This is a genomic window from Palleronia sp. THAF1, assembly GCF_009363795.1.
Lineage (GTDB): Bacteria > Pseudomonadota > Alphaproteobacteria > Rhodobacterales > Rhodobacteraceae > Palleronia.
This window is the reverse complement of the sequence record NZ_CP045420.1, coordinates 2,794,681-2,817,653: the sequence shown is the minus strand read 5'-3', so window position 1 is coordinate 2,817,653 and position 22,973 is coordinate 2,794,681. Positions and strand designations below refer to the sequence as shown.

21 protein-coding genes are annotated in these 22,973 nt (G+C 63.4%); 16 read left to right on the top strand and 5 right to left on the bottom strand.

The annotated features are described in order from the left end of the window. Window positions 1-87 precede the first annotated feature (87 nt). The 6 genes from mutL to FIU81_RS14055 all read left to right on the top strand — a co-directional run bounded on the left by mutL (window position 88) and on the right by FIU81_RS14055 (window position 6,695). Window positions 88-1,902 carry a DNA mismatch repair endonuclease MutL gene (mutL, locus tag FIU81_RS14080; RefSeq protein WP_124110447.1) on the top strand — a complete coding sequence of 605 codons (1,815 nt, stop codon included), beginning with the start codon at window positions 88-90 and terminating at the stop codon, window positions 1,900-1,902. Then, entirely contained in the window at window positions 1,902-3,128 is a 1,227-nt protein-coding gene (locus FIU81_RS14075) for a DNA recombination protein RmuC (RefSeq protein WP_124110448.1), read from the top strand. Before mutL ends, FIU81_RS14075 begins: the two co-directional genes overlap by 1 nt. 111 nt (window positions 3,129-3,239) lie before the next feature. Next, entirely contained in the window at window positions 3,240-4,523 is a 1,284-nt protein-coding gene (locus FIU81_RS14070; protein ID WP_124110449.1) for an NAD(P)/FAD-dependent oxidoreductase, read from the top strand. 1 nt (window position 4,524) lies between these two features. After that, complete coding sequence (locus FIU81_RS14065) at window positions 4,525-5,331, top strand: DUF1365 domain-containing protein (protein ID WP_124110450.1); 807 nt, start codon at window positions 4,525-4,527, stop codon at window positions 5,329-5,331. 123 nt (window positions 5,332-5,454) lie between these two features. Further along, the gene (locus FIU81_RS14060) at window positions 5,455-5,964 is read left to right on the top strand and encodes a DUF3833 family protein (RefSeq protein ID WP_254695929.1); all 510 of its coding nucleotides are present in this window, start codon (window positions 5,455-5,457) and stop codon (window positions 5,962-5,964) included. After that, window positions 5,961-6,695, top strand: a complete 735-nt coding sequence (locus FIU81_RS14055; RefSeq protein ID WP_124110451.1) for an SDR family NAD(P)-dependent oxidoreductase — start codon at window positions 5,961-5,963, stop codon at window positions 6,693-6,695. The genes FIU81_RS14060 and FIU81_RS14055 overlap by 4 nt, the downstream gene beginning before the upstream one ends. Here the strand turns inward: FIU81_RS14055 and FIU81_RS14050 are convergent. Genes FIU81_RS14050 through FIU81_RS14040 form a run of 3 tightly spaced genes read right to left on the bottom strand, consistent with a single transcriptional unit; the run spans window position 6,688 to window position 9,558 of the window. Beyond that, complete coding sequence (locus FIU81_RS14050) at window positions 6,688-7,815, bottom strand: saccharopine dehydrogenase C-terminal domain-containing protein (protein ID WP_124110452.1); 1,128 nt, start codon at window positions 7,813-7,815, stop codon at window positions 6,688-6,690. The genes FIU81_RS14055 and FIU81_RS14050 overlap by 8 nt on opposite strands. Before the next feature lie 47 nt (window positions 7,816-7,862). Continuing rightward, entirely contained in the window at window positions 7,863-8,912 is a 1,050-nt protein-coding gene (locus tag FIU81_RS14045) for a saccharopine dehydrogenase (protein ID WP_124110454.1), read from the bottom strand. A gap of 10 nt (window positions 8,913-8,922) precedes the next feature. Further along, a complete protein-coding gene (locus FIU81_RS14040) occupies window positions 8,923-9,558 on the bottom strand; it encodes a histidine phosphatase family protein (protein WP_124110455.1) in 636 nt (211 codons plus the stop codon). A 188-nt stretch (window positions 9,559-9,746) separates the two neighbouring features. Here FIU81_RS14040 and FIU81_RS14035 point away from each other — a divergent pair, with 188 nt between their 5' ends. From FIU81_RS14035 to FIU81_RS13995, 10 genes are all read left to right on the top strand, one after another. After that, on the top strand, window positions 9,747-11,705 hold the full coding sequence (locus FIU81_RS14035; RefSeq protein WP_124110456.1) for an AMP-binding protein: 1,959 nt from the start codon (window positions 9,747-9,749) through the stop codon (window positions 11,703-11,705). 376 nt (window positions 11,706-12,081) lie between these two features. Continuing rightward, window positions 12,082-12,906, top strand: a complete 825-nt coding sequence (locus FIU81_RS14030; RefSeq protein WP_124110457.1) for an ABC transporter ATP-binding protein — start codon at window positions 12,082-12,084, stop codon at window positions 12,904-12,906. Between the two features lie 95 nt (window positions 12,907-13,001). Beyond that, window positions 13,002-13,988 (top strand): branched-chain amino acid ABC transporter permease, encoded by a 987-nt coding sequence (locus FIU81_RS14025; protein WP_124110459.1) that lies wholly within the window; start codon window positions 13,002-13,004, stop codon window positions 13,986-13,988. A 42-nt stretch (window positions 13,989-14,030) separates the two neighbouring features. Continuing rightward, window positions 14,031-14,207 (top strand): hypothetical protein, encoded by a 177-nt coding sequence (locus FIU81_RS16790; RefSeq protein ID WP_172971482.1) that lies wholly within the window; start codon window positions 14,031-14,033, stop codon window positions 14,205-14,207. 3 nt (window positions 14,208-14,210) lie between these two features. Next, window positions 14,211-15,287, top strand: coding sequence for a branched-chain amino acid ABC transporter permease (locus tag FIU81_RS14020; RefSeq protein ID WP_124110461.1), 1,077 nt, complete (start codon window positions 14,211-14,213; stop codon window positions 15,285-15,287). A gap of 71 nt (window positions 15,288-15,358) precedes the next feature. Then, a complete protein-coding gene (locus FIU81_RS14015; RefSeq protein ID WP_124110462.1) occupies window positions 15,359-16,639 on the top strand; it encodes an ABC transporter substrate-binding protein in 1,281 nt (426 codons plus the stop codon). Between the two features lie 63 nt (window positions 16,640-16,702). Continuing rightward, window positions 16,703-17,554: an ABC transporter ATP-binding protein gene (locus FIU81_RS14010; protein ID WP_124110463.1), complete on the top strand. Its 852-nt coding sequence runs from the start codon at window positions 16,703-16,705 to the stop codon at window positions 17,552-17,554. 103 nt (window positions 17,555-17,657) lie between these two features. Beyond that, a complete protein-coding gene (locus tag FIU81_RS14005; protein ID WP_124110465.1) occupies window positions 17,658-18,854 on the top strand; it encodes a phenylacetate--CoA ligase family protein in 1,197 nt (398 codons plus the stop codon). A 13-nt stretch (window positions 18,855-18,867) separates the two neighbouring features. After that, a complete protein-coding gene (locus FIU81_RS14000) occupies window positions 18,868-20,463 on the top strand; it encodes a peptidoglycan-binding protein (RefSeq protein ID WP_172971481.1) in 1,596 nt (531 codons plus the stop codon). Between the two features lie 66 nt (window positions 20,464-20,529). Further along, complete coding sequence (locus FIU81_RS13995) at window positions 20,530-21,567, top strand: LacI family DNA-binding transcriptional regulator (RefSeq protein ID WP_124110467.1); 1,038 nt, start codon at window positions 20,530-20,532, stop codon at window positions 21,565-21,567. A 9-nt stretch (window positions 21,568-21,576) separates the two neighbouring features. Here the strand turns inward: FIU81_RS13995 and FIU81_RS13990 are convergent, their stop codons facing one another. Together FIU81_RS13990 and FIU81_RS13985 are read right to left on the bottom strand one after the other, a co-directional pair. Beyond that, entirely contained in the window at window positions 21,577-22,020 is a 444-nt protein-coding gene (locus FIU81_RS13990) for a YtoQ family protein (protein ID WP_124110468.1), read from the bottom strand. After that, window positions 22,017-22,973, bottom strand: a complete 957-nt coding sequence (locus tag FIU81_RS13985; protein WP_124110469.1) for an acetyl-CoA carboxylase carboxyltransferase subunit alpha — start codon at window positions 22,971-22,973, stop codon at window positions 22,017-22,019. Before FIU81_RS13985 ends, FIU81_RS13990 begins: the two co-directional genes overlap by 4 nt.

The following is a 22,973-nucleotide window of genomic DNA, read 5'->3' as shown; positions in this document are numbered from 1 at the left end:
CCGCGCCCGATCTCTCCACAGATTTCTGAGCTTTGCGCGCAAGACAGCCGTTTCGCGGGCACCGCAATCCATGCTATCGCTAGTGGCATGACCGCGCATGACCCCAATATCCGCCCAGTCATCCGACAGCTGGACGACTCCGCCATCAACCGCATCGCTGCGGGTGAGGTGGTCGAACGCCCGGCGTCGGCGGTCAAGGAACTGGTCGAGAACGCCATCGACGCCGGCGCGACACGGATCGAGATCGACTATGCCGACGGCGGCAAGACCTTAATCCGCGTCACCGATGACGGCTGCGGCATGACGCCCGAGGAGTTGCCCCTTGCCCTGTCGCGCCACGCCACATCCAAGATCGACGGCAGCGACCTTCTGAATATCCGCTCTTTCGGCTTCCGAGGAGAGGCGTTGCCTTCACTCGCCGCCGTTGGACGTCTGTCCGTCACATCGCGCGCCATGAACGGTGAAGGCGCTTGCATGACCGTCAGCGGCGGCCACGCCGATCCGGTGAAGCCCGCCGCCCTGCGCCGAGGCACGGTAGTGGCATTGCGCGACCTGTTCTACGCCACGCCCGCGCGCCTGAAGTTCCTACGATCTGACCGTGCTGAGGCGCAAGCTATCGGCGATGTGGTCAAGCGGTTGGCGATGGCCGAGCCGATGGTCGGCTTCTGCCTGCGCGATGTGTCTGGTGGCGGTGAGGGGCGCGAGATATTCCGCGCCGATGCCGGACAGGGCGACCTGTTCGATGCGCTCCACACCCGGCTTTCCCGGGTGATCGGCAAAGACTTCGCCGACAATGCACTGCGTCTGGACGCCACCCGAGAGGACGTGACCGTCACCGGCTTCGCCGCTCTGCCCACCTACTCTCGCGGCAACGCAACGCACCAATACCTGTTCGTCAACGGCCGTCCCGTGCGTGACAAGCTGCTGTACGGCGCGCTGCGCGGCGCCTACCAGGACTTCCTGTCCCGTGACCGCCATCCCGTTGCCGCGCTCTTCGTCGAAATCGACCCCACACGCGTCGACCAAAACGTTCATCCCGCCAAGACTGAAGTGCGCTTCCGCGAGCCGGGCGTTGTGCGCGGCCTGATCGTGTCCGCGCTGAAGCATGCGTTGGCCGATGCCGGGCACCGCGCGTCGACCACCGTCGCCGATGCCACGCTCGGCGCGCTGCGGCCAGAGCCGTCGCAGCCGCACGTCTATCAGATGGACCGTCCGCGCTCGGGTTTCTCGGAAGCGCCGCGTGGTTTCGAATGGGGGTCTGCGCCCGTGTCCGCCCGCGTGGATGATCCTGTGATCGACACACCCGTCGAAGAGCCGACCGATCACCCGCTGGGGGCCGCGCGCGGGCAGGTGCATGAGAATTACATCATTGCCCAGACCGCGAGCGGGATGGTCATCGTGGACCAGCACGCCGCGCATGAGCGGTTGGTGTATGAAAAGCTGAAGACGCAGATGGCCGAGAACGGCGTCGCTTCGCAGGCGTTGCTGATCCCCGAGATCGTGGAGTTGGGCGACCAAGACGCCGCCCGCCTTCTGGATCTTGCGGATGAGTTGGCGCAGGTCGGGCTGACGCTGGAGGCGTTCGGCCAAGGTGCCATCGCCGTTCGCGAAACCCCCGCGATCCTGGGGGAGATCAACGCCGAAGCGATGCTGCGGGACATTCTGGACGAGCTCGACGACCTTGGCGAAACCCTTTCAGTGCGCGCGCGGATCGAAGCTGTGCTGTCGCGCATGGCCTGCCACGGCTCTATCCGGTCGGGTCGCCGGATGCGCGCTGAAGAGATGAACGCCCTTCTGCGAGAGATGGAAGCGACGCCCCATTCCGGCCAGTGCAACCACGGGCGACCTACCTATGTCGAACTCAAGCTGTCCGACATCGAACGCCTGTTCGGGCGTAGCTGATGGACGATTGGCTGACCCGCATCGCGCAGGGCGATCCTGTCGCTTTGGGCCTGACCGCCGCCGCTCTGGCCGGGCTGCTGGCGCTTGTTCTGCTGTTCGTCGCCATCGCGCGCACCGGACGCTCTGCCCGCACCACGGAACTGCTGGCACATGAGTTGCGGCGGATGAATGGCGACATGGCACAGCTTGGCACCGGGCAGACGCAATTGTCCGGCGCGTTGCAGGCCGTATCGGACACTGCCGCCAAGACCCAGCTTCAGGTGCTTCATACGGTCGAAGCGCGTCTGTCCGAAGTGCAGCGCCAAATGGGGGAGCGCTTACATGACACCACGCTGAAACAGGCGCGGTCCATGTCTGAGCTGCAAGAGCGCATGAACGAGGTGCTGAACGGCCAGACCACCAAGACGACCGAGTCGCTGACCCGCCTGCAGGAACGGCTCGCCACGATCGACAAGGCGCAGGACAACATCCAGAAGCTGTCGGGCGATGTTCTGTCATTGCAAGACATTCTGTCGAACAAGCAGCGGCGGGGGATGTTCGGGGAAATCCAGCTGCACGACATCGTGTCCAAGGCGCTGCCGGCCGACGCCTATTCGCTGCAAGCCACGCTATCCAACGGCAAGCGCGCGGACTGCATGATCCACCTGCCGAACCCGCCCGGCCCCATTGTCATCGACGCCAAGTTTCCGCTGGAAGCCTACGAGGCGCTGGTCGCCGCCGAAGGGTCGGATGTGCAGGCCCGCGCGCTGAAAGCGCTGGGTCAGGCCGTTCTGGTTCACATCAAGGCGATCAGCGAGCGCTACATCATCGAAGGCGAGACAGCGGATAGCGCACTGATGTTCCTGCCGTCCGAGGCTGTCTACGCCGAGTTGCACGCCCGTCTGCCCCATATCGTGCGGCAGGGCTTCGAAGCGCGCGTCTGGATCGTGTCGCCGACCACCTGCATGGCCACGCTAAACACTATGCGCGCGGTTTTGAAAGACGCCCGTATGCGCGAACAGGCAGGCGCGATCCGCAAGGAGTTGGGGATGCTCTACGGCGATCTGGAACGCCTCGGCACGCGCGTGAACAATCTGGACAAGCACTTCGAGATGGCGCGCAAGGATGTGTCAGAGATCAAGATATCTGCCGAAAAGGCGGGGAAACGATCCAAGCGTCTGGACAACTTCGACTTCGAGGAGCTGGCTCCCCAGATCGATCCTCCGACCACGGTTGCCAGCGAATGAGGCCAAGCGTCGCGCCTGCTACGCTTGCCCCCGCTTGTTCTCTATGTCTTCTGCCACGATGAAACTTGCCCGCGCGCACCTGCGTGCCTGATCTGGACACGCGGAGACACGATGCCTTTCGACACCAGCACCAAGCCTCGCATCGCCATCATCGGTGGCGGCATTTCCGGAATGGCCGCCGCTTGGCGCCTGAAGGACGCCGCTCGCGTCACGCTGTTCGAAGCGGCCCCAAGGCTGGGTGGCCACGCGCGCACGGTGGTGGCTGGCAAGCGCGGCGATCAGCCGGTGGATACCGGCTTCATCGTGTTCAACCGCGTGAACTATCCGCATCTGGTCCAGATGTTCGAAGACCTGAACGTGCCCATCACAGACAGCGATATGAGCTTCGGTGCATCCTTCGGGGGCGGGCGGTTCGAGTACGGCTTGCGCAGCCTGGGCGCTCTGTTCGCGCAGAAACGCAACGCCGCCGATCCGCGCTTCTTGCGGATGATCCGAGATATCCTGCGGTTCAACGCCCGCGCGCTGGAGACGGCGCAGCCGGGCATGTCGCTATCCGATCTGCTCGACCGGCTGGGCACCGGCGATTGGTTCCGCGACCGATACCTGCTGCCGCTATCCGGCGCGATATGGTCGACGCCCTCGCAGGGCATCCTTGATTTCCCCGCCGATGCGCTGATCCGCTTCTTCAAGAACCACGCCCTTTTGCACCACACCGGCCAGCACCAATGGCTGACGGTCAAGGGCGGCTCGGTCGAGTATGTCTGGCGTTTGGAAGCAGCCCTGCGCCATGCGGGTGTCACGATCCGCACGGGGGCTGCGGTGCAATCGGTTTCGCGTGCCGGGGGCGCGCAGGTGCGCATTGCGGGAGCGGAGGTGCAGTCTTTCGACCAAGTGATCTTCGCCACCCATTCCGACGATGCGCTGGCCTTGCTGGCTGATCCCTCGCCCGAGGAACGGGCCGCGCTGGGCGCAGTGCGCTACCAGTTCAACAGCATGGTGCTCCATGCTGATGCGCGCCAGATGCCCAAACGGCGCGCGGTCTGGTCCGCTTGGAACTACTGTGCGCCCGATGGTCCACGACCGGAACGGATCGACCTGACTTACTGGATGAACACGCTGCAACCGATCCCCAAGGACGATCCGCTGTTCGTGACGCTGAACGCCACGACGCCGATCGACGAAGCGCTGATCTACGACCAATGCGAGTTCCGCCATCCGGTCTATGACGCCGCAGCCGAACAGGGCCGAAGGGCCATCCGCGCGATGAACGGTACGCGCGCCACGTGGTTCTGCGGCGCGTGGATGCGGGACGGTTTCCACGAAGACGGCTTCGCCAGTGCCGTGGATGTGACCGACGCCCTGCTGGCGCAATCGGCGCGGCTGGCGGCCGAGTAGCGTGCCACGGGTCGAGCATATCGCGGGCACGACCTTCCACGGGCGCAAGGATCGAATCGGAAACCGCTTTACCTACGGAATCGACTACGTGCTGCTCGATGCAGAGGATGACGTGACGGGGCCCGCTTTGTTCTCTCGCAACGGTGGCAATCTGCTGTCGCTGCACGATTCCGACCACGGCGGTGCGCCAAAACAGGGGCAGGGGGCCGCTTGGGTGCGGCAAGTGCTGGACGACCATCAGCTTGCCCACATCGCCCACCGGATCGAATTGCTGGCCCAACCGCGCGTGCTGGGGCACGTGTTCAACCCTGTCAGCTTCTGGCTGATCCGGGACACGGAGGATGATCTGCGTGCCGTGATTGCCGAGGTGTCGAACACCTTCGGCGACCGTCACTCCTACCTGTGCCACCGCGACGACCTGGCGGCGATCACAGCCTCCGACACGTTGCGCGCGGCAAAGGTCTTCCACGTCTCTCCCTTCCAGCGCATCGGGGGCGATTACGCCTTCACCTTCGACATCCGCCCCGACCGGATCGCCATCCGCATCGACTTTTCGGACGGACCCGACGGCCTGGTCGCCACGTTGACCGGTAAGCGGGCCCCAATGACGACCGCGAGCGCGGCGAAAGCCATGTTGCGGCGGCCTTTCGGGGCACGGCGCGTGCTGGCTTTGATCCACTGGCAGGCACTGGTCCTGTGGTGGAAAGGCGCGCGCTATCGCCAGCGTCCTGAGGCGCCCGACCATGAGGTCAGCGCGTCGCCATCGGGCAAAGCTGTGATGGAACCGATCTTGTCGCACCACGATTGAGTTTTACGACGAGCTAGCGATGTGATTTGACATAGTTAACCCCGGATCCGGGGCGTGGAGAGCTACGTGGAAGTCTTTGTCTACCTGACGGTTCTTTTGTCGATTGCAGTCGTCGTTTTTGTAATGCGCAGCAGATTTCTGTCGTTTCGGGGCCAATCTCCATCGGACTACCTTGGACTTGGCCCCGACTTGGATCCGCGCGTGCATCTGGCCGGTCGCAACATCTGCGACGGTGTCATCTTCGGCCCGACCGGGCGCGTGTCGTCGCGATTTCGCGCGGTGATGACCGGCAGCTTCGACGGGGACAACGGCATGATAGAGGTCGATTTCCGCTACGACGGCGGGGCCGAACAACACCGCGCATGGCATCTGCAGGTTGACGATACTGGACGTGTCGTAGCCGAAGCCGACGACACCGAAGGGCGCGGCCGCGGCCAGATCGTCGGCCCGGCGATGCAGTTGAACTACCGCATTCGCATTCCCGAAGACGCAGGCGGGCACCTGCTCGACGTCTCTGATTGGATGTACCTGAACGACAGCGGGACCATCGTGAACCGCAGTCAGTTCCGCAAAGGCGGCGTGCTGGTCGCCGAACTCATCGCCACGATTTCCCGAGAGGACCGCACCGTATGAGCCGCGATTTCACCAACAAGCGCTACTGGATCGTCGGAGCCTCCGAAGGCTTGGGCCGTATGGTCGCGACGCGGCTGAGCGACGCGGGTGTAACCGTCATCCTGTCCGCCCGGTCCGAAGATCGCCTGACCGATCTTGCGTCCGAGCTTTCGGGCCCGGCAGAGGTCGTGGCTTGTGATGTGTCCGATGACGACAGCGTCGCGGTGGCGGCGGAAAAGGTCGGACAGATCGATGGGCTGGTCTTCCTGGCAGGCGTCTACTGGCCCCAGGGGGCGACCGAATGGACGCCCAAGGAAATCACCGCGATGGCCGACATTAACTTCACCGGCGCTGTCCGCGTGCTGGGCCACGTCGTGCCCGCGATGGTCGCGCGTGATGCAGGCCATATCGTTCTGACCGGGTCGCTTTCGGGGTTCCGGGGGCTGCCGAACTCCATCGGCTACGCCGCGTCCAAAGCGGGCGTCATGGTGCTGGCCGAAGGCATGTATGCTGATCTGAAAGACACCGGCGTCGACGTGCAACTGGTCAATCCCGGTTTCATCCGCACGCGCCTGACCGACAAGAACGACTTCAAGATGCCCCAGATCATGGAGCCGGAAGAGGCGGCGGAAGAGGTGTTCAAGCACATGGGTACCAACGGCTTCGCACATAACTTTCCCACCGGTCTTGCCACCGCTCTGCGCGGCCTGAACTTCCTGCCCGATAGCCTGTACTACAAGATCGTCAGCTAAGGCGGTCCACCCGTTCGACGTGCTGCGCGAGGCTGCGCACCTCGTCGATGAAGGCTGCGACCTGATCGGGGCGCGACGGCGCGGCCTGCACGCCAGACGGCATGTCGCCCGCCGCTACGGCCTCGACCGCGCGGGCCACCGGGTTGGACACAAGACGTGCCATCGCGGTGCCGTCTGCATCGCCCCAGGCATCCATGACCCAGGTCTTGTGATAGACGTCCGCGCCGTCCCGCGCCGCGCGTAGATCGACCACCATCACCACGCGGTCCGGCTCGCCCGCGTCGTAGGCATTGTCGCGCCAGAAGGCCCGCGCCATGTCGCGCAGGGTGGCGTCGTCCGCCGTTTCGACGCGCTCGAACACCTCGCCCCAAGCGCTCGCCCAGCCGTCCAACCGCAGCGTGCCGCGTACGAAGTCGCGCACGTCCCATGCCGGATCGAACCCGTATTCCGCCATGAACGGCAGCGAGTCGCGGTTGGGGTAGACCTCGAACGTTTCGGGCTGGGGCAAGGGCGCATCGTAGCGCGACAGTGCCTCCCACGGTCGGGCCGCGTCGAAGACGTCCCCGTTCCGCAAGCTGCGCGACGGCGAGCGCAGGGCCGTCAGCACCCCCAGCGGCGACCATGAGAACTTGTATCGAAATGGGTTCGGGACCTTAGGGATGCCGCCGCAGTAGCTGAGGAAATGTAACTGGTTGGCCGGATCGAATGCATCCGAGGCGCGATAGTCGGCCATCAGGTCGTGGGCGAACAGGTGGTCGATACCGGGATCGAGGCCGATTTCGTTCACCACTGACACGCCCGCTTCGTGCGCGGCGTCATCCAGCGCGCGCATCTCTGGCGCGATGTACGACGACGACACGAAATGCGCGCCCGCGTCGATGGCGCGGGTGGCCAGCGCCACATGCATCGCCGCGGGCAGCATCGACACAACCACATCGCCTGCCTGCAAAGCCGCCGCCAAGGCGTCCAGATCGAAAGCCCGCACATCGGCGTCCGGCCCGGCCACGGCGCGCGCCGTCTCAACCGTGCGGTTCCAGACCACCAGGTCGCGGCCTGCATCGAGCAAACGCTTCAGCCCCGGCACCGCCGACAGCCCCGTTCCGCACCAATGGATCGTCATGCGCCGTCTCCTTGTTTCATCGTTCTACAAATACCTGGATCCCGCGTTCAGCCCGCATGACGCTTGAACATCGCGTGCGCCCGGCCCCAAACGCCATCTTCCATCGCATCCAAAGCCAAAAGATGCGGCAGCAACTGGCCCGCGAAGTCTTCCGAGGATTCCACGGGCAGCATCGCGGGCAGGTTGTCGATCGCCATTACATCCAGCGGCGGCGCGTCCTGGACCCGCACCACCGGCGCGTCCCACGTGGTCGCTCGGTCATAGACCGGGACCGGGTTGAACGGGCTGGTGGGGTCGCAAGCGATATCCCCGATCACCGACAGCGCGCGGGTGCGCTTTCCGGCGTCGGCGGGCACGAAAACCGGCGTCTGCGGTCCGGCGAGGATGCAGTTCAGGAAAAGCCCGTGCTCCAGCACCTGCGGGAACGGTCCGCCGCTTGCCGTTTCCGCCATGTCCCACTTGGTCGTCGCAATACCAAGCCGGTCGCACAGGTCCGCCGCACCCGTGCCCACGCGCCCCAGAGCCCCGATGATCAGCGCATCGGGGACGGCCAAGGCATCCCGGTTTATTCCGTGCCGCAGCTCGGCCACCAAAGCGTCGGCGCTGGTATAGGTGCCGACTGCGGGGCAGACCGCGCCGCGCTGTTGCGCGGCACAGGCCATGACCGATACGGCCGCGCCCGCGAAGCCCGCCCAGTAGCCGAAGGCGGCGACGCGGCGGCCATCCTCATCCACGAGATACTCCAGATCATAAAGCGCGCCGCCGCCCTCGCGGAAGCGGGCGAGCAGGCGTTTCCCGTCGGCCTGATCCTTGTAGGCATGGCCGAACATGATGTGGCGGTGGGGTAGGGGAGTTCCATCGTCGGGCAGTTCCTTCAGCCCGAAGATCAGCGCATCGCGCGGCGCGTCCACCCACGCGCCCTCGTCCGCGCGGTCGGCCCCGGCCTCCAGGTAGGGCTGCAACGGCAGCGCGCGCTGGCGGCTGTCTTCCACTGTCACGCGCATCCCCTGTGCGATCAGCGCGGCGACGCCGTCCGGCGTGATCCCCACCCGTTCCTCGTTGTCGCGGTTTTCGGCGCGGACCCAGAGATGCGTCATCGGGTGCCTCCTAGTAGTGCGTGCGCGCATTCGGATACGCGTCAAGATGCGGGGTGGCGTTGTACTGGCTCATCACCATCGCTTCGGGGCGGATGTGGAAGCGGTGGATCGACGCGTTGTGGATCGGCAGCATGGCGTAGGCCAGCCGGTCGGTATCGAGCCCCAGAACATGCCGCAGAGCGATCCCGATGACACCGCCGCTGGTCACGCAAAGCACGCGCCGCCCCGGTGCGGCGGCTTCGGTCAACACATCGACAATCCGGCCTTCAAAATCCGCAAAACTCTCGTTGCCCATGATTTCTGCCGCGTGCCAGGCGCGCATGACCTTGGGTGCGTGCTCTGCGAACCCATCACTGTCGGGCATGGGAATGCCGTGCCGGTCGGCTAAAGCGCGGCCAAGGTTGAAGTAATCCATCTCGTTCAGGCGCGCGTCGGCCTTAGCATCCACGCCCATCGCCTGCGCGGTCTCTCTGTGGCGGCGCAGGGTGCCGGACAAGATGGCATCGAACGGCGTCTCGAACCGCGTCAGCCACTCTCCCAGCCAGCCTGCCTGCTGAAAGCCCAGATCGCTAAGGCGGTCGTAGTCCTCTTCCGAGGTCGCCTCGCTGTTGGCCTGTCCGTGCCGGACAAGAACGATCTCTCCCATACCGCTTGTCTCCCTATGCCTTGCCGAAACGGCCTATCGAAGCCCCGCGCCGCCGACAATGCCCGCCCCAAACCCAGTGTGTGCAATCGTCGACTTGACCCTTTGACAAAACTCCGCAACGCTCTGTCCCAAGCCGTCGCATCGAACGACGGATCCGGTCGAAACATCGACCACCGGGAGGATCAGCTTTGACCGAGACCGTCGTCTCCATCCCTGCGCTGTTGGCGCGGAACGCAGACCGTTTATCAGGCCGCGCGGCCTATCGCGAAAAGGAATTCGGGATCTGGCAAAGCTGGACCTGGGCCGAAACGCGTGACGAGATCGAAGCGCTGGCGCTGGGCCTGATCGACGCCGGGCTGCAGCCGCGCGAACATGTCATCATCTCGGGCCGCAACCGACCGGGCCTGTATTGGGCGATGGTTGCTGTGCAATGCGCGGGCGGGATTCCGGTGCCGATCTATCAGGATGCCGCCCCCGAAGAGATCGGCTACCAGCTGGACCATGCAGAAGCCGTCATGGCCATTGTCGGCGACCAGGAGCAGGTCGACAAGATGATGGATGCCGCGCAGGACAACGACCGCATCCGCAAGATCGTCTACCTCGACCCGCGCGGCCTTCGGAAATACGACGACCCGCGTCTGATCGCCTATGCCGACCTACAAGATCGGGGCCGTGCCAAGCGCGACGATCTGGGCGCAGAGATGCAGACCCGCCGGGATGCCGCGCAGTACGATGATACCTGCATCATGCTTTATACCTCTGGCACGACGGGCCGCCCCAAAGGCGTCGTTCTATCGAACCGGAACATCATCGAAACCGCCAAGGCATCTTGCGATTTCGACAACCTGACCGAGCAGGAAGAGATCCTTGCCTACCTGCCTATGGCCTGGGTGGGCGATTTCATCTTCACCATCGGGCAGGCCTATTGGGCGGGCTTCTGCGTCAACTGCCCCGAAAGCCCCGACACGATGCAGGCCGACCTGCGCGAGATCGGCCCCACCTACTACTTCGCGCCGCCCCGTGTGTTCGAAGGCCAACTGACCACCGTGATGATCCGGATGGAGGATTCGGGTCGTCTGAAACGCGGCATGTTCCACCACTTTATGGACCATGCGCAGAAGGTCGGGCCGAAGATACTGGACGGCGAAATCGTCAGCGCGTGGGATCGCCTGAAATACCGTATCGGCGAGGCGATGGTCTACGGCCCGCTGAAGAACACCTTGGGTTTCAGCCGTATCCGCGTCGGCTACACAGCGGGAGAGGCCATCGGGCCGGAGATCTTCGATTTCTACCGCGGCCTCGGCATCAATCTGAAGCAGCTCTATGGCCAGACAGAGGCGACCGTCTTCATCACCCAGCAGCCTGACAGTCAGGTCCGGTCCGACACCGTCGGCGTGCCATCCCCCGGCGTCGAAATCCGCATCGCCGAGAATGGAGAGGTCTACTACCGTTCGCCCGGCACCTTCGTGGAATACTTCAAGAACCCCGAAAGCACGGCGGACACAAAGGATTCCGAGGGCTGGGTCGCCACCGGCGATGCAGGCTTCATCGAGGACGACACCGGCCACCTGCGCATCATCGACCGGGCCAAGGACGTGGGCAAGCTGGCCACGGGCGGTATGTTCGCGCCCAAGTATGTCGAGAACAAGCTGAAGTTCTTCCCCAACATCCTGGAGGCCGTCGTCTTCGGCGCGGGCCGTGACAACTGCATGGCCTTCCTGAACATCGACCTGAACGCAGTAGGCAACTGGGCCGAGCGCAACAACGTCTCTTATGGCTCTTACCAGGAACTGTCGCAGCATCCGAAGGTGCTGGAGATGATGGCCGAACACGTGGCGGAAACGAACGAAAGCGTGGCGCAGGACCCCATGCTGTCGGGCTGCCAGGTCCACCGCTTCTGCGTGCTGCACAAGCAGCTCGACGCGGACGACGGCGAACTGACCCGCACCCAAAAGGTCCGCCGCAAGGTGATCGGAGAGAAGTTCGAGGATCTCGTCGGCGCTTTGTACGAGGGCAAGGACGAGATCTACACCGAGACCGAAGTGACCTACGAAGATGGCCGCAAGGGCAAGATCAAGGCGACGCTTAGAATCGTGGACGCCAAGGTGTTTCCCGTGCGGAGTGACATGCGGGAGGCGGCGGAATGAAGCCTTTGAACACAGTCAGTCTTTTTGTAGTCAGTACAATTCTTACAGGCTGCGTGAACACCGCAGAGGTTTCACGAAATTCCTTAGACGGAAGCTATTCTGGAAACGGCGACAATGCCTCCCTTTCTATGTTTGTGCAGGGCCAAAACGCAAATCTGATTCTTAAAGGTCGCGGCTGCTTGGGCGAAATCCAAGGGAGAGTTGATGAATTGAGTAATGGGAACTGGACCGTAAGTACCGCCGAATTTGGCCAGTCTTGCAAAGTAACGATGAAACAGGATGGACCTTTATCCTATATCGTAGATCAAGGGCCGGGTTGCAGTAGCTTCCATGGCGCTGCCTGCGGTTTCTCGGGTTACGTTCGAAAGACGGGCTCATGAAAGATACCGCCGACATCAAACCCCACATCACCGCCGACGGGCGCACCATTGGCGGCCAGATCCTCGATCTGCGCAACATCACCCTGCGCTTCGGCGGGGTGGAGGCGATCAAGAATATCTCTTTCGACATCCGCGAAGGCGAGATCCGCGCCATCATCGGTCCGAACGGGGCGGGCAAATCGTCAATGCTCAACGTCATCTCGGGCTTCTATGTCCCGCAAGAAGGCGAGGTCTGGTTCCGGGGCGAGCGCCGCCCGCAGATGAAGCCCTATCAGGTTGCCCGCGACGGCATCGCCCGCACCTTTCAGAACATTGCCCTGTTCGAGGGGATGACGGTCCTCGACAACGTGATGACGGGCCGCCTGAACGACATGAGCGCGGGCCTGTTCGCGCAGTCCATCTGGTTCGGCAAGGCCAAGCGCGAGGAAACCGAGAACCGCGCCAAGGTCGAGCGGATCATCGACTTCTTGGAGATCCAGCACATCCGCAAGACACCCGTGGGCCGCTTGCCCTACGGCCTTAAAAAACGCGTCGAACTGGCGCGGGCGCTGGCGGCGGAACCCGATCTGCTGCTGCTGGACGAGCCGATGGCGGGCATGAACGTCGAGGAAAAAGAGGATATGTCCCGCTATATCCTCGACGTGAACGACGAAATGGGCACCACCATCGCCCTGATCGAGCATGATATGGGCGTGGTCATGGACCTGTCGGACCGTGTCGTCGTCATGGATTACGGCCGCAAGATCGGCGACGGCACCCCGGACGAGGTGCGCAACAACCAGGAAGTCATCGACGCCTATCTTGGCGTCGCCCACGACTAAACCGACCGCAAGGAAGGGCCGCCCCGCCCCTTCTTTGTTTTCAAAAATACTCCGGCGAAACGTCGGTCACGGGGCGAAAGGGAGGAGAGGCCGAGATGCCCGATCAACTGCTCTTCGCGATGGAGGTCACGCTGAATGGCCTGATGGCGGGCGTGCTTTACGCGCTTGTCGCACTTGGCTTTGTGCTGATTTTCAAGGCTTCGGGTATCTTCAACTATGCGCAGGGCGTCATGGCGCTGTTTGCGGCGCTGACGCTGGTGGGGATCATGGAAGGGCAGGTGCCGTTCGAGCATCTGATCAACGCCGTCTTCGGCACCGAAATTCACGGCTTCGGATGGGAGGTTCCGGCGCTGGCCGCGATCCTGCTTACGATGGCGGTGATGGTGCTGTTCGCGTGGATCGTGAACCAGCTCGTGTTCCGTCACCTTGTGAATCAAGAGCCCATCATCCTGTTCATGGCGACGATCGGTCTGGCCTATTTCCTAGAAGGCCTGGGCGACATGATGTGGGGGTCCGACATCAAGACGCTGGACGTGGGCCTGCCGCAGGGCATCAACATGTGGATCGACGAAAACACCTATGGCGTCTTCGGCTACGGCTTTTTCATCGACAACCTGGACATCACCGCGACGATCATCGCAGCGATCCTTGTGATCGCGCTGGTGATGTTCTCGCAATATACCAAGCAGGGCCGGGCCATGCGTGCGGTGGCGGACGATCACCAGGCCGCACTGTCGGTCGGGATTTCGCTGAACTTCATCTGGGTGCTGGTGTGGTCCCTTGCGGGTTTCGTGGCCTTGGTCGCGGGCGTCATGTGGGGCGCGAAATCGGGAGTGCAGTTTTCGCTGTCATTGATCGCGCTGAAGGCGCTGCCGGTGCTGATGCTGGGGGGCTTCACCTCTATCCCCGGCGCGATCGTGGGCGGCCTGATCATCGGTGTGGGGGAAAAGCTGTTCGAATTCCTGATCGGACCCATGGTCGGCGGCGCGACCGAAAACTGGTTTGCCTATGTGCTGGCGCTGGTCTTCCTGGTGTTCCGTCCGCAGGGCCTGTTTGGGGAGAAGATCATTGAGCGTGTCTAGCGTCGCGCCGCCTCCGGCGGAGGTATTTTCGGAACGATGAAGATGGTCAGTCAGACACTCAGCCTGCTGGGCATGATGGCCATCGCGGTGCTGATCGTGGTGATCTATCGCGCCGCAATTGCCGAGACGGGTGGGATGCCGTGGCTACGGGTTGCGGGTGTTCTGGTCTTCGCGGCCCTGTGCTTCTGGGGCGCGGGCCGGGTCAAGGGAAAGGGATAGGCGATGCTGTATCGTGAGGCAGGCGACTTCAAGACAAGCTATGGCGACGACAGCCAGACTTTTCCGATCAAGCTGGATCGGTGGGCCTACTGGGCGTTGCTGGCGGTGGCGTTGGCGGTCATTCCGTTCATCGTCAACGACTATTGGGTCAACGCGGTATTCTTGCCGTTCCTGATCTACGCCATCGCCGCACTGGGGCTGAACATCCTGACCGGCTATTGCGGGCAGGTCTCGTTGGGCACGGGCGGGTTCATGGCAGTGGGGGCTTATAGCTGCTACAAGCTGATGACGGCATTCCCGGACGTGAATATCGCGTTTCACGTCATCATCTCTGGCCTGATCACCGCCGCCGTGGGGATGTTGTTCGGTCTGCCGAGCTTGCGGATCAAGGGGTTCTACCTAGCCGTCGCAACGCTGGCCGCGCAGTTCTTCCTAGTCTGGCTGTTCAACCGGGTGGGGTGGTTCTACAACTACTCTGCTTCAGGCCAGATCAGCGCGCCCGAGCGGACGCTGATGGGGTTCCGCATCACCGGGCCGGAGACGCAGGCCTGGGCGACCTATCTGTTCTGCTTGGTTTTCGTAATCGCCAGCGCCTGGATTTGCCGCAACCTGACGCGCGGGTCCATGGGCCGCAAATGGATGGCGATCCGCGACATGGACATCGCGGCAGAGATCATCGGCGTGAATCCTCTACGGGCCAAGCTATCGGCTTTCGGTATCTCGTCCTTCTTCATCGGTGTGTCGGGCGCGCTGTTCTTCGCCGTCTACCTTGGTGCCGTCGAAGTGGGCGAAGCCTTCGGCATCAACAAATCGTTCCTTGTGCTGTTCATGATCATCATCGGGGGGCTGGGCTCTATCCTTGGGTCGTTCCTTGGCGCGGCCTTCATGGTCTTGCTGCCGGTGCTGCTGAAGAACGTGCTGGTGGACGGGTTGGGCTGGCCCACCGATCTGGCTGCGCATTTGCAGTTCATGATCTCTGGCGGGTTGATCGTTCTGTTCCTGATCGCCGAGCCGCACGGGATGGCGCAGCTGTGGCGGATCACGAAGGAGAAATTGCGGATGTGGCCGTTCCCGCACTAGGGTTCAGTCATGGGGGCCTTGCGCCCACAACAAACTGCCCCGGCGAACGGGGCCTTCTGGGAGGAAGACACATGAAGAAGCTAATCACCGCGATGGTGCTGGGATCGGTTTGTGCCGGACCTGTCATGGCGGAACTCACGTTCCCGTCGCTTAGCTACCGCACCGGTCCATATGCCGCTAACGGCATCCCCTTCGCCGACGGCTACGCCGACTACTTCACGCTGATCAATGAGCGTGATGGCGGTATCGGTGGCGAAATGATCAACATGATCGAATGCGAGACCGGCTATAACACCGAGAAGGGCGTGGAATGCTACGAGTCCACCAAGGGCGAAGGCGCACTGCTGTATCAACCGCTGTCCACCGGCATCACCTACCAGCTGATCCCGCGCGTGTCCGCCGACGGCATCCCGATGCACACGTTGGGCTATGGCCGCACCTCCGCGTCGGACGGTGAGGTCTTCGAGTGGATCTTCAACTACCCCGCCACCTACTGGGACGGCGCCTCCGTTGCCATCAAGTACTTGCTGGACGAGAACGACGGATCGCTGGAGGGCAAGAAGATCGCGCTGGTCTACCACAACTCTGCCTACGGCAAGGAGCCGATCCGCACGCTGACAGAGCTGTCCGAAGAGCATGGGTTCGAACTGATGGAACTGCCCGTCGACCACCCTGGTCAGGAGCAGAAATCCCAGTGGCTGCAGATCCGCCGCGAACAGCCCGACAATGTGATCATGTGGGGCTGGGGTGTGATGAACCAGGTTGCCATCCAGGAAGCGGTGAACATTCGCTATCCGATGGACCAGTTCATCGGCATCTGGTGGTCCGGATCCGAGAACGACGTGCGCCCTGCGGGTGACCGGGCAAGTGGCTACAAGGCGCTGAACTTCCACGCCGTGGGCGATGACTTCGCGCTCTACGACGACCTGGAAGAATACGTCTGGTCCAAGGGCTTGGCCGCAGGCGCTGGCGATCAGGCCGGAACGGTTCTGTACAACCGGGGCATCTATGCGGCGATGATCGCCGTGGAAGGCGCAAAGAAGGCGCAGGAAATCCACGGTGTGACCGACATCACGCCCGCGCAGATGCGTGACGGGATGGAGCAGCTGGAGATGACGGAAGAGACCATGACCGAGCTTGGTCTTGAAGGGTTCGGCCCGACGTTCTCGGCGTCCTGTTCAAACCACGGCGGATCGGGTCAGGCCGCGATCAACCAGTGGAACGCCGAAGCCGACAGCTGGGAAGTGCTGACCGACTACATTCAGTCGGATCAGGACCTGATCCAGCGCTTGGTGGAAGAGGACGCGACCGCCTACGCGGCCGAAAACAACATCGAGCGTCGCTGCGAGTAAGGCGACTCCGGCTCGGGCGGGCAACTGCCCGAGCCATTCCCCAGCCGTATGAAGGGTTGATTCATGACCGCGACCGACACTGAAACGCTGACCCGTGCCACGCCCGAGGGTGACGACACGCTTCTCGACGTGAAGAACATCGAGGTGATCTACAACTCGGTCATTCTGGTTTTGAAGGGCGTGTCCCTGTCGGTGAAAAAGGGCGGCATCACGGCGCTTCTGGGAGGCAACGGCGCGGGCAAGACGACCACGCTGAAGGCCGTATCGCGCCTGCTGAAGTCCGAACGCGGAGAGGTCACCAAGGGGCAGATCCTGTATCGCGGCGACCGGATCGAAGGGATGGCTCCAGCCGATATGGTCAAGCGTGGCGTCATTCAGGTGATGGAGGGCCGCCACTGCTTCGAACACCTGACCATCGAAGAGAATCTGATGACCGGCGCCTATACGCGCGGTGACGGACGGCGGAAGGTCGAAGATGACCTGGACCTTGTCTACACCTATTTCCCGCGCCTGAAAGAGCGGCGCAAAAGCCAGGCGGGCTATACCTCGGGCGGCGAGCAGCAGATGTGCGCCATCGGGCGCGCGCTCATGTCCCGGCCCGAAACCGTGTTGCTGGACGAGCCGTCCATGGGCCTTGCTCCGCAACTGGTGGAAGAAATCTTCGGGATCGTGAAGGACCTGAACGAGAAAGAGGGCGTGTCCTTCCTTCTGGCCGAGCAGAATACCAACGTCGCCCTGCGCTTTGCCCATCAGGGCTATATCCTGGAGTCGGGCCGCGTCGTGATGGACGGCAAGGCCGCCGACCTGCGCGAGAACCCGGACGTGAAAGAGTTCTACCTTGGCATGTCGGACGAGGGGCGGAAGTCGTTCCGCGACACCCGATCCTACCGCCGTCGCAAGCGCTGGCTTAGCTGATTTTTCCCTCGATATGAGTATTTTCGACAAGATGAAGGGGGCGTTATCCAATAGCGCCCCTTTGACATGGCATGGCCCGCGATGGGTCGGATAGAGAGGCCGCATGAGCACCAAACTTGAATTCCGTAGCGCGGATGAGCGCGCCGCCGACATCGCCCGCGACCTGCCTGCGCAGATCGCTCGCGCGCAGGGCTTGCCCGGTTACGATCTGGATAGCGTTGATGCGGGCGAGATCACAGATGCTGCCGCGCTGGCCAACCTGCCGGTGATGCGTAAGTCGGACCTTGTGCGCCTGCAGTCCGAGCATCCGCCACTGGGCGGGCTGACCGGTCCGCTGTCCGACTTCACCCATGTCTTTCAATCGCCCGGCCCGATCTATGAACCGGGCCGCGTCGATGGCGATTTCTTCCGTCTGGGGCGTTTCCTGCGCGCTTGTGGGATCGGCGCGGGCGACATGGTGCAGAACTGTTTCGGTTATCACCTGACGCCCGCCGGCATGATGTTCGAGTCCGGCGCGCGGGCTGTGGGCGCGGTGACGCTGCCCGCCGGAACGGGCCAGACCGAACTGCAGGTGAAGGCGGCGGCCCAGCTGGGCGTCACGGCCTACGCAGGCACTCCGGACTACCTTAAGGTCATGCTGGAAAAGGCGGATGAGCTTGGCCTGTCGCTGGCGATCACCAAGGCTGCTGTCTCTGGCGGTGCGCTGTTCCCATCGCTGCGTGACGTCTACACCGAGCGCGGTATCGCTTGCCGCCAGTGCTACGCCACCGCAGATCTGGGCAACATCGCCTACGAGTCCGATGCCATGGAGGGTTTGATCGTCGATGACGGGATGATCGTCGAAATCGTCACTCCCGGAACCGGTGATCCCGTGGCCGAGGGAGAAGTAGGCGAAGTTGTCGTCACATCGCTTAACCCGCTGTACCCGCTGATCCGGTTCGCTACTGGCGATCTAAGCGCCGTTCTGCCAGGCCAGTCGCCGTGCGGGCGCACGAACATGCGGATCAAGGGCTGGATGGGGCGGGCGGATCAGACCGCCAAGATCAAAGGCATGTTCGTCCGCCTCGAACAGGTCGCCGATCTGGTGGCGAAGCTGGGTGTGGATCGCGCCCGTGTCACAGTCACCCGCGACGGTGAGGCCGACGCGATGCACGTGGCTCTGGAAGGCGGCGATCCGCAGAACGCCGATGACGTCGTGCGCGACATTCTGAAACTGCGCGGCACGGTGGAAACCGTCGCCCCCGGCAGCCTGCCCCGCGATGGCAAGGTCATCGACGACCAACGCGACTACAGCACCTGAAGGAGCCTGCCCCATGCGCCGCCTGATCGCCCTGCTTTGCCTACTGGCCACGCCCTCTTTCGCGGAAGAGGCGGCTTTGGTGATTGCCAATGCGCGTTATGACACGCTGGATCGCACGCGGCAGGAATTGCGCGGCTACGCGCGGGCGGTCGACGCGCTGGAGGATGCGGGCGTAGCAACGGTCACGGCGCGTGACGCCGATCGGGCGACGATATTCGCCCGCCTGCGCGCGTTCTCGCAGATGGGCCGTAGTGCCGATGCGGTGGCTGTGGTGCTGACGGGGCGTTTCGGGATCATCGAAGATACGGCTTGGTTCTTGCCGGTGGAGGCTGAAGGCAACGGCGCGATCGACAGTGCCGAGGCGGGCGTGCCTGTACTGGCGCTGACGGACCTGATGGCCGATGCCGCCGGGCGCAGCGTGCTGGTTCTGGGTGCTGCCGACCCCGATGCGATCCCCGATCTTGATCTGCCGTCTGGCGTCACCCTCGTCGTCACCGACCCGGTGCGCGCCCTGCGCTTCACACGCGACGTGCTGGCGGAACCAGGTGCGTCCATCGAGGCGGACAGCGGTCTACGCGTCGACGGGTTCGCCCCGCGTGATCTGACCTTTCTGCTGCCGGGCCGTGAGACGGCCCCAAGTGAAACGACAGAAGAAGAACGCTACTGGGCGCTGACCCAGCAGCGCGACGACGCCACTGCCTATCGCGCCTATCTGCAACGCTATCCCGACGGCGCCTTCGCTCTGCCCGCGCAACTGCGCTTGGATGCACTGACCGAAACGCCGGAACAGCGCGCCGAACGAGCGGAAACCGCGCTTGGCCTGTCGCGGCCGCAGCGGCAGGACGTTCAGCGCGACCTTTCCGTTCTGGGTTACGACACGCGCGGGATCGACGGTATCTTCGGCCCTGGCACGCGCGGGGCCTTGCGGTCTTGGCAGTCGCGCAACGATTTCGAACAGACAGGCTTTCTGACGTCGCGACAGGTACAACTGCTCGACGCGCAAGGCTCTGCGCGCGCGGCCGAACTGGAAGCAGAGGAACGCCGCCGTCGTGAGGAACTGCGCCGGCAGGATGAACAGCTTTGGTCGTCCATGGGTAGCGAGCGCTCGGAGGCGGAACTGGCCACCTATCTCGACCGCTTCCCCGATGGCATCTACGCGGGCCAAGCCCGCGAGCGACTGGCCGAGATCAGGGATCGCCGCGCCGAGGATGAAGGCGCGTCCGAGCGTGAGCGTCAGATTTGGCGGGCCACGCGGGCGCAGAACACGGTGCAGGGCTATCAGACCTACATCAACGCCTTTCCCGATGGGCAATTCGTGGCAGAAGCCCGCGCCGCCATCATTGAGCTGCGCGGCGCGGATAGTCGCAACGCAGAGGCAGAGGCGGCAGAGGCCGCCGTGGGGCTGAACAGCATCTCTCGGCGCGCTATCGAAACACGGCTCGCCCGGCTGAATCTGAACCCCGGCTCCGTCGACGGCACGTTCGACGATGCCACCCGAGCCGCGCTGCGTCGCTACCAGCAGGGTGCCGGACTGCCCGCCACGGGATACGTCAACCAAATCACCGCGGTGCGCCTACTGGCCGATACGTTGCGCGACGTTCTAAGGTGAATGGCGTGCGTCTTCCATGAACTTTCACGGCGCGCTAAACAGCTTGAAGAACAAAAGGACGCGCCCATGACTGACCGCCCGATTCCGCCCCGTCGCCCCATGACCCTGCGCGACGTTTCAGAGGCCTCGGGCGTTTCGGAGATGACGGTCAGCCGCGTGCTGCGCAACCGGGGCGATGTCAGCGACGCGACCCGCCAGCGCGTTCTGCTGGCCGCCAAGGAACTGGGCTACGTGCCCAACAAGATCGCCGGGGCGCTGGCGTCCAGTCGGGTGAACCTTGTGGCGGTGATCATCCCGTCGCTGTCGAACATGGTGTTCCCGGACGTTCTGTCGGGCATCACCGATGTGCTGGACGAAACCCACCTGCAGCCGGTCGTCGGCGTCACCAACTACCGCCCCGACCGCGAAGAAAAGGTGATCTACGAGATGCTGTCGTGGCGTCCGTCCGGCGTCATCATCGCGGGGATCGAGCACAACGACGCCTGCCGCAAGATGCTGCGCGCCGCCGATGTTCCGGTCGTCGAGATCATGGACGTTGACGGTCAGCCCGTGGATAGCGTCGTTGGGATCAGCCAACGCCGTGCGGGCCGCATGATGGCAGAAGCCATTTTGGGCCAAGGGTTCGAACAGATCGGCTTTCTTGGCACCCAGATGCCGCTCGACCACCGCGCGCGTAAACGGTTCGAAGGGTTCACCGATACGCTGGCCAAGGCAGGCCACGAGGTCGCGGATCAGGAATTCTACTCCGGCGGTTCTGCCCTGAAAAAAGGGCGCGAGATGACGGAAACGATCCTGACCCGGAACCCCGACCTGGATTTCTTGTATTACTCCAACGACATGATCGGCGCGGGCGGTCTGCTGTGGTGTCTCGAACAGGGGATCGACATCCCTGGGCGGCTGGGCCTTGCGGGCTTCAACGGCACGGCGCTGCTGGACGGTCTACCCCGTCAGCTGGCCAGCATGGATGCGGGGCGATCTGCCACAGGACGTGCCGCAGCTCAGATCATTGTGGATCGCAACGCAGGCACTCTGTCCGACCCGAAACGGGTCGAGATAGAACCCAAGATCGCCTTCGGGGACACGCTGCGCCGCTACAAGCCCTGACGCGTTGGTCTATTCCGGCAGTGCGCCCGTCAGCACGTAGCGCAAGCACGCCGCGACCTGTTCGGGTGTTTCGCACACGGCATTTGCAGCGGCGTCCACTTCCTTCAGCGCATGGGCATGATCCGGCTGATGCAGAATAATCAGGGATTTCCCCAAAGCCGCCGCATAGCCTGCGTCGAAAGCGGCGTTCCACTGCTTGTACTGCTCGCCGAAGCGCACGACGACGATGTCCGCGCCCTCGATCGCGTTGCGCGTGCGGATAGCATTCAACGACGCGCCCTTTCGGTCGTGCCAGAACTTGTCGTCCTCGGCCCCAAGGATCGCGACACCGCAATCGTCGCTGGCCGCGTGATCGGTGACGGGGGCGGAGAATTGCAAATCGAAGCCGTCGCAGGCCGAGATAACACGGTCGCGCCAGTCGGTGTGGATTTCGCCGGAAAGGTACACCTTCATGCCGCAAGCCCCTTGGATCCCATGCCCACGAACTTCTCGCGCCGCGCGGCACGGAGCTCATCCGGGATCATGCCCTGCATTTCGTCCAGCATGTCCACCAGCGCATCGCCGACCTTCAGGATCGCGCGTTTCGGGTGACGCTGCGCGCCGCCGACGGGTTCGGTTATGATGCGGTCGATCACGCCCAGCTTCTTCAGGTCCTGCGCCGTCAGACGCAGGGCCTCTGCCGCTTCGCGCATCTTTTCGGCGTCTTTCCACAGGATCGACGCGCAGCCCTCGGGGCTGATGACCGAATAGATCGAGTGCTCCAGCATCGCGATCCGGTTCGACGTGGCAAACGCCACCGCGCCACCCGATCCACCTTCGCCGATGACGACGCTCACCAAGGGCACGCCAAGCTGCAGGCAGCGCTGGGTGGATCGCGCGATCGCCTCGGACTGGCCGCGTTCCTCTGCACCCTTGCCGGGATAGGCACCGGGCGTATCGATCAGCGAGACGACGGGCAGGCCGAATCGGTCCGCCAGATCCATCAGGCGGATCGCCTTTCGGTAGCCTTCGGGGCGGGCCATGCCGAAGTTATGTTCCAGCCGCGATTTAGTGTCGTGGCCTTTCTCGTGGCCGATAACGACAACAGGCCGACCGTCGAGCCGCGCAAGACCGCCCATCACGGCATGATCGTCCGCGAAATTGCGATCACCGGCGAGTGGCGTGTATTCGGTGAACAACTCGCGGATGTATTCGTGGCAGTGGGGACGCTCGGGGTGGCGGGCGACCAGGCATTTCTGCCAAGGCGTCAGGTTGGCATAAAGCGCTTCCAGCCGGGCCTTCGCCTTTTCGTCCAGCGCGCTGGCCTCTGTCGCGACCGAAGCGTCGTCTTCCGCCATCGCGCGCAGCTCTTCGGCCTTGCCTTCGAGATCGGCGAGCGGTTTCTCGAAATCCAGATACTGTGTCAT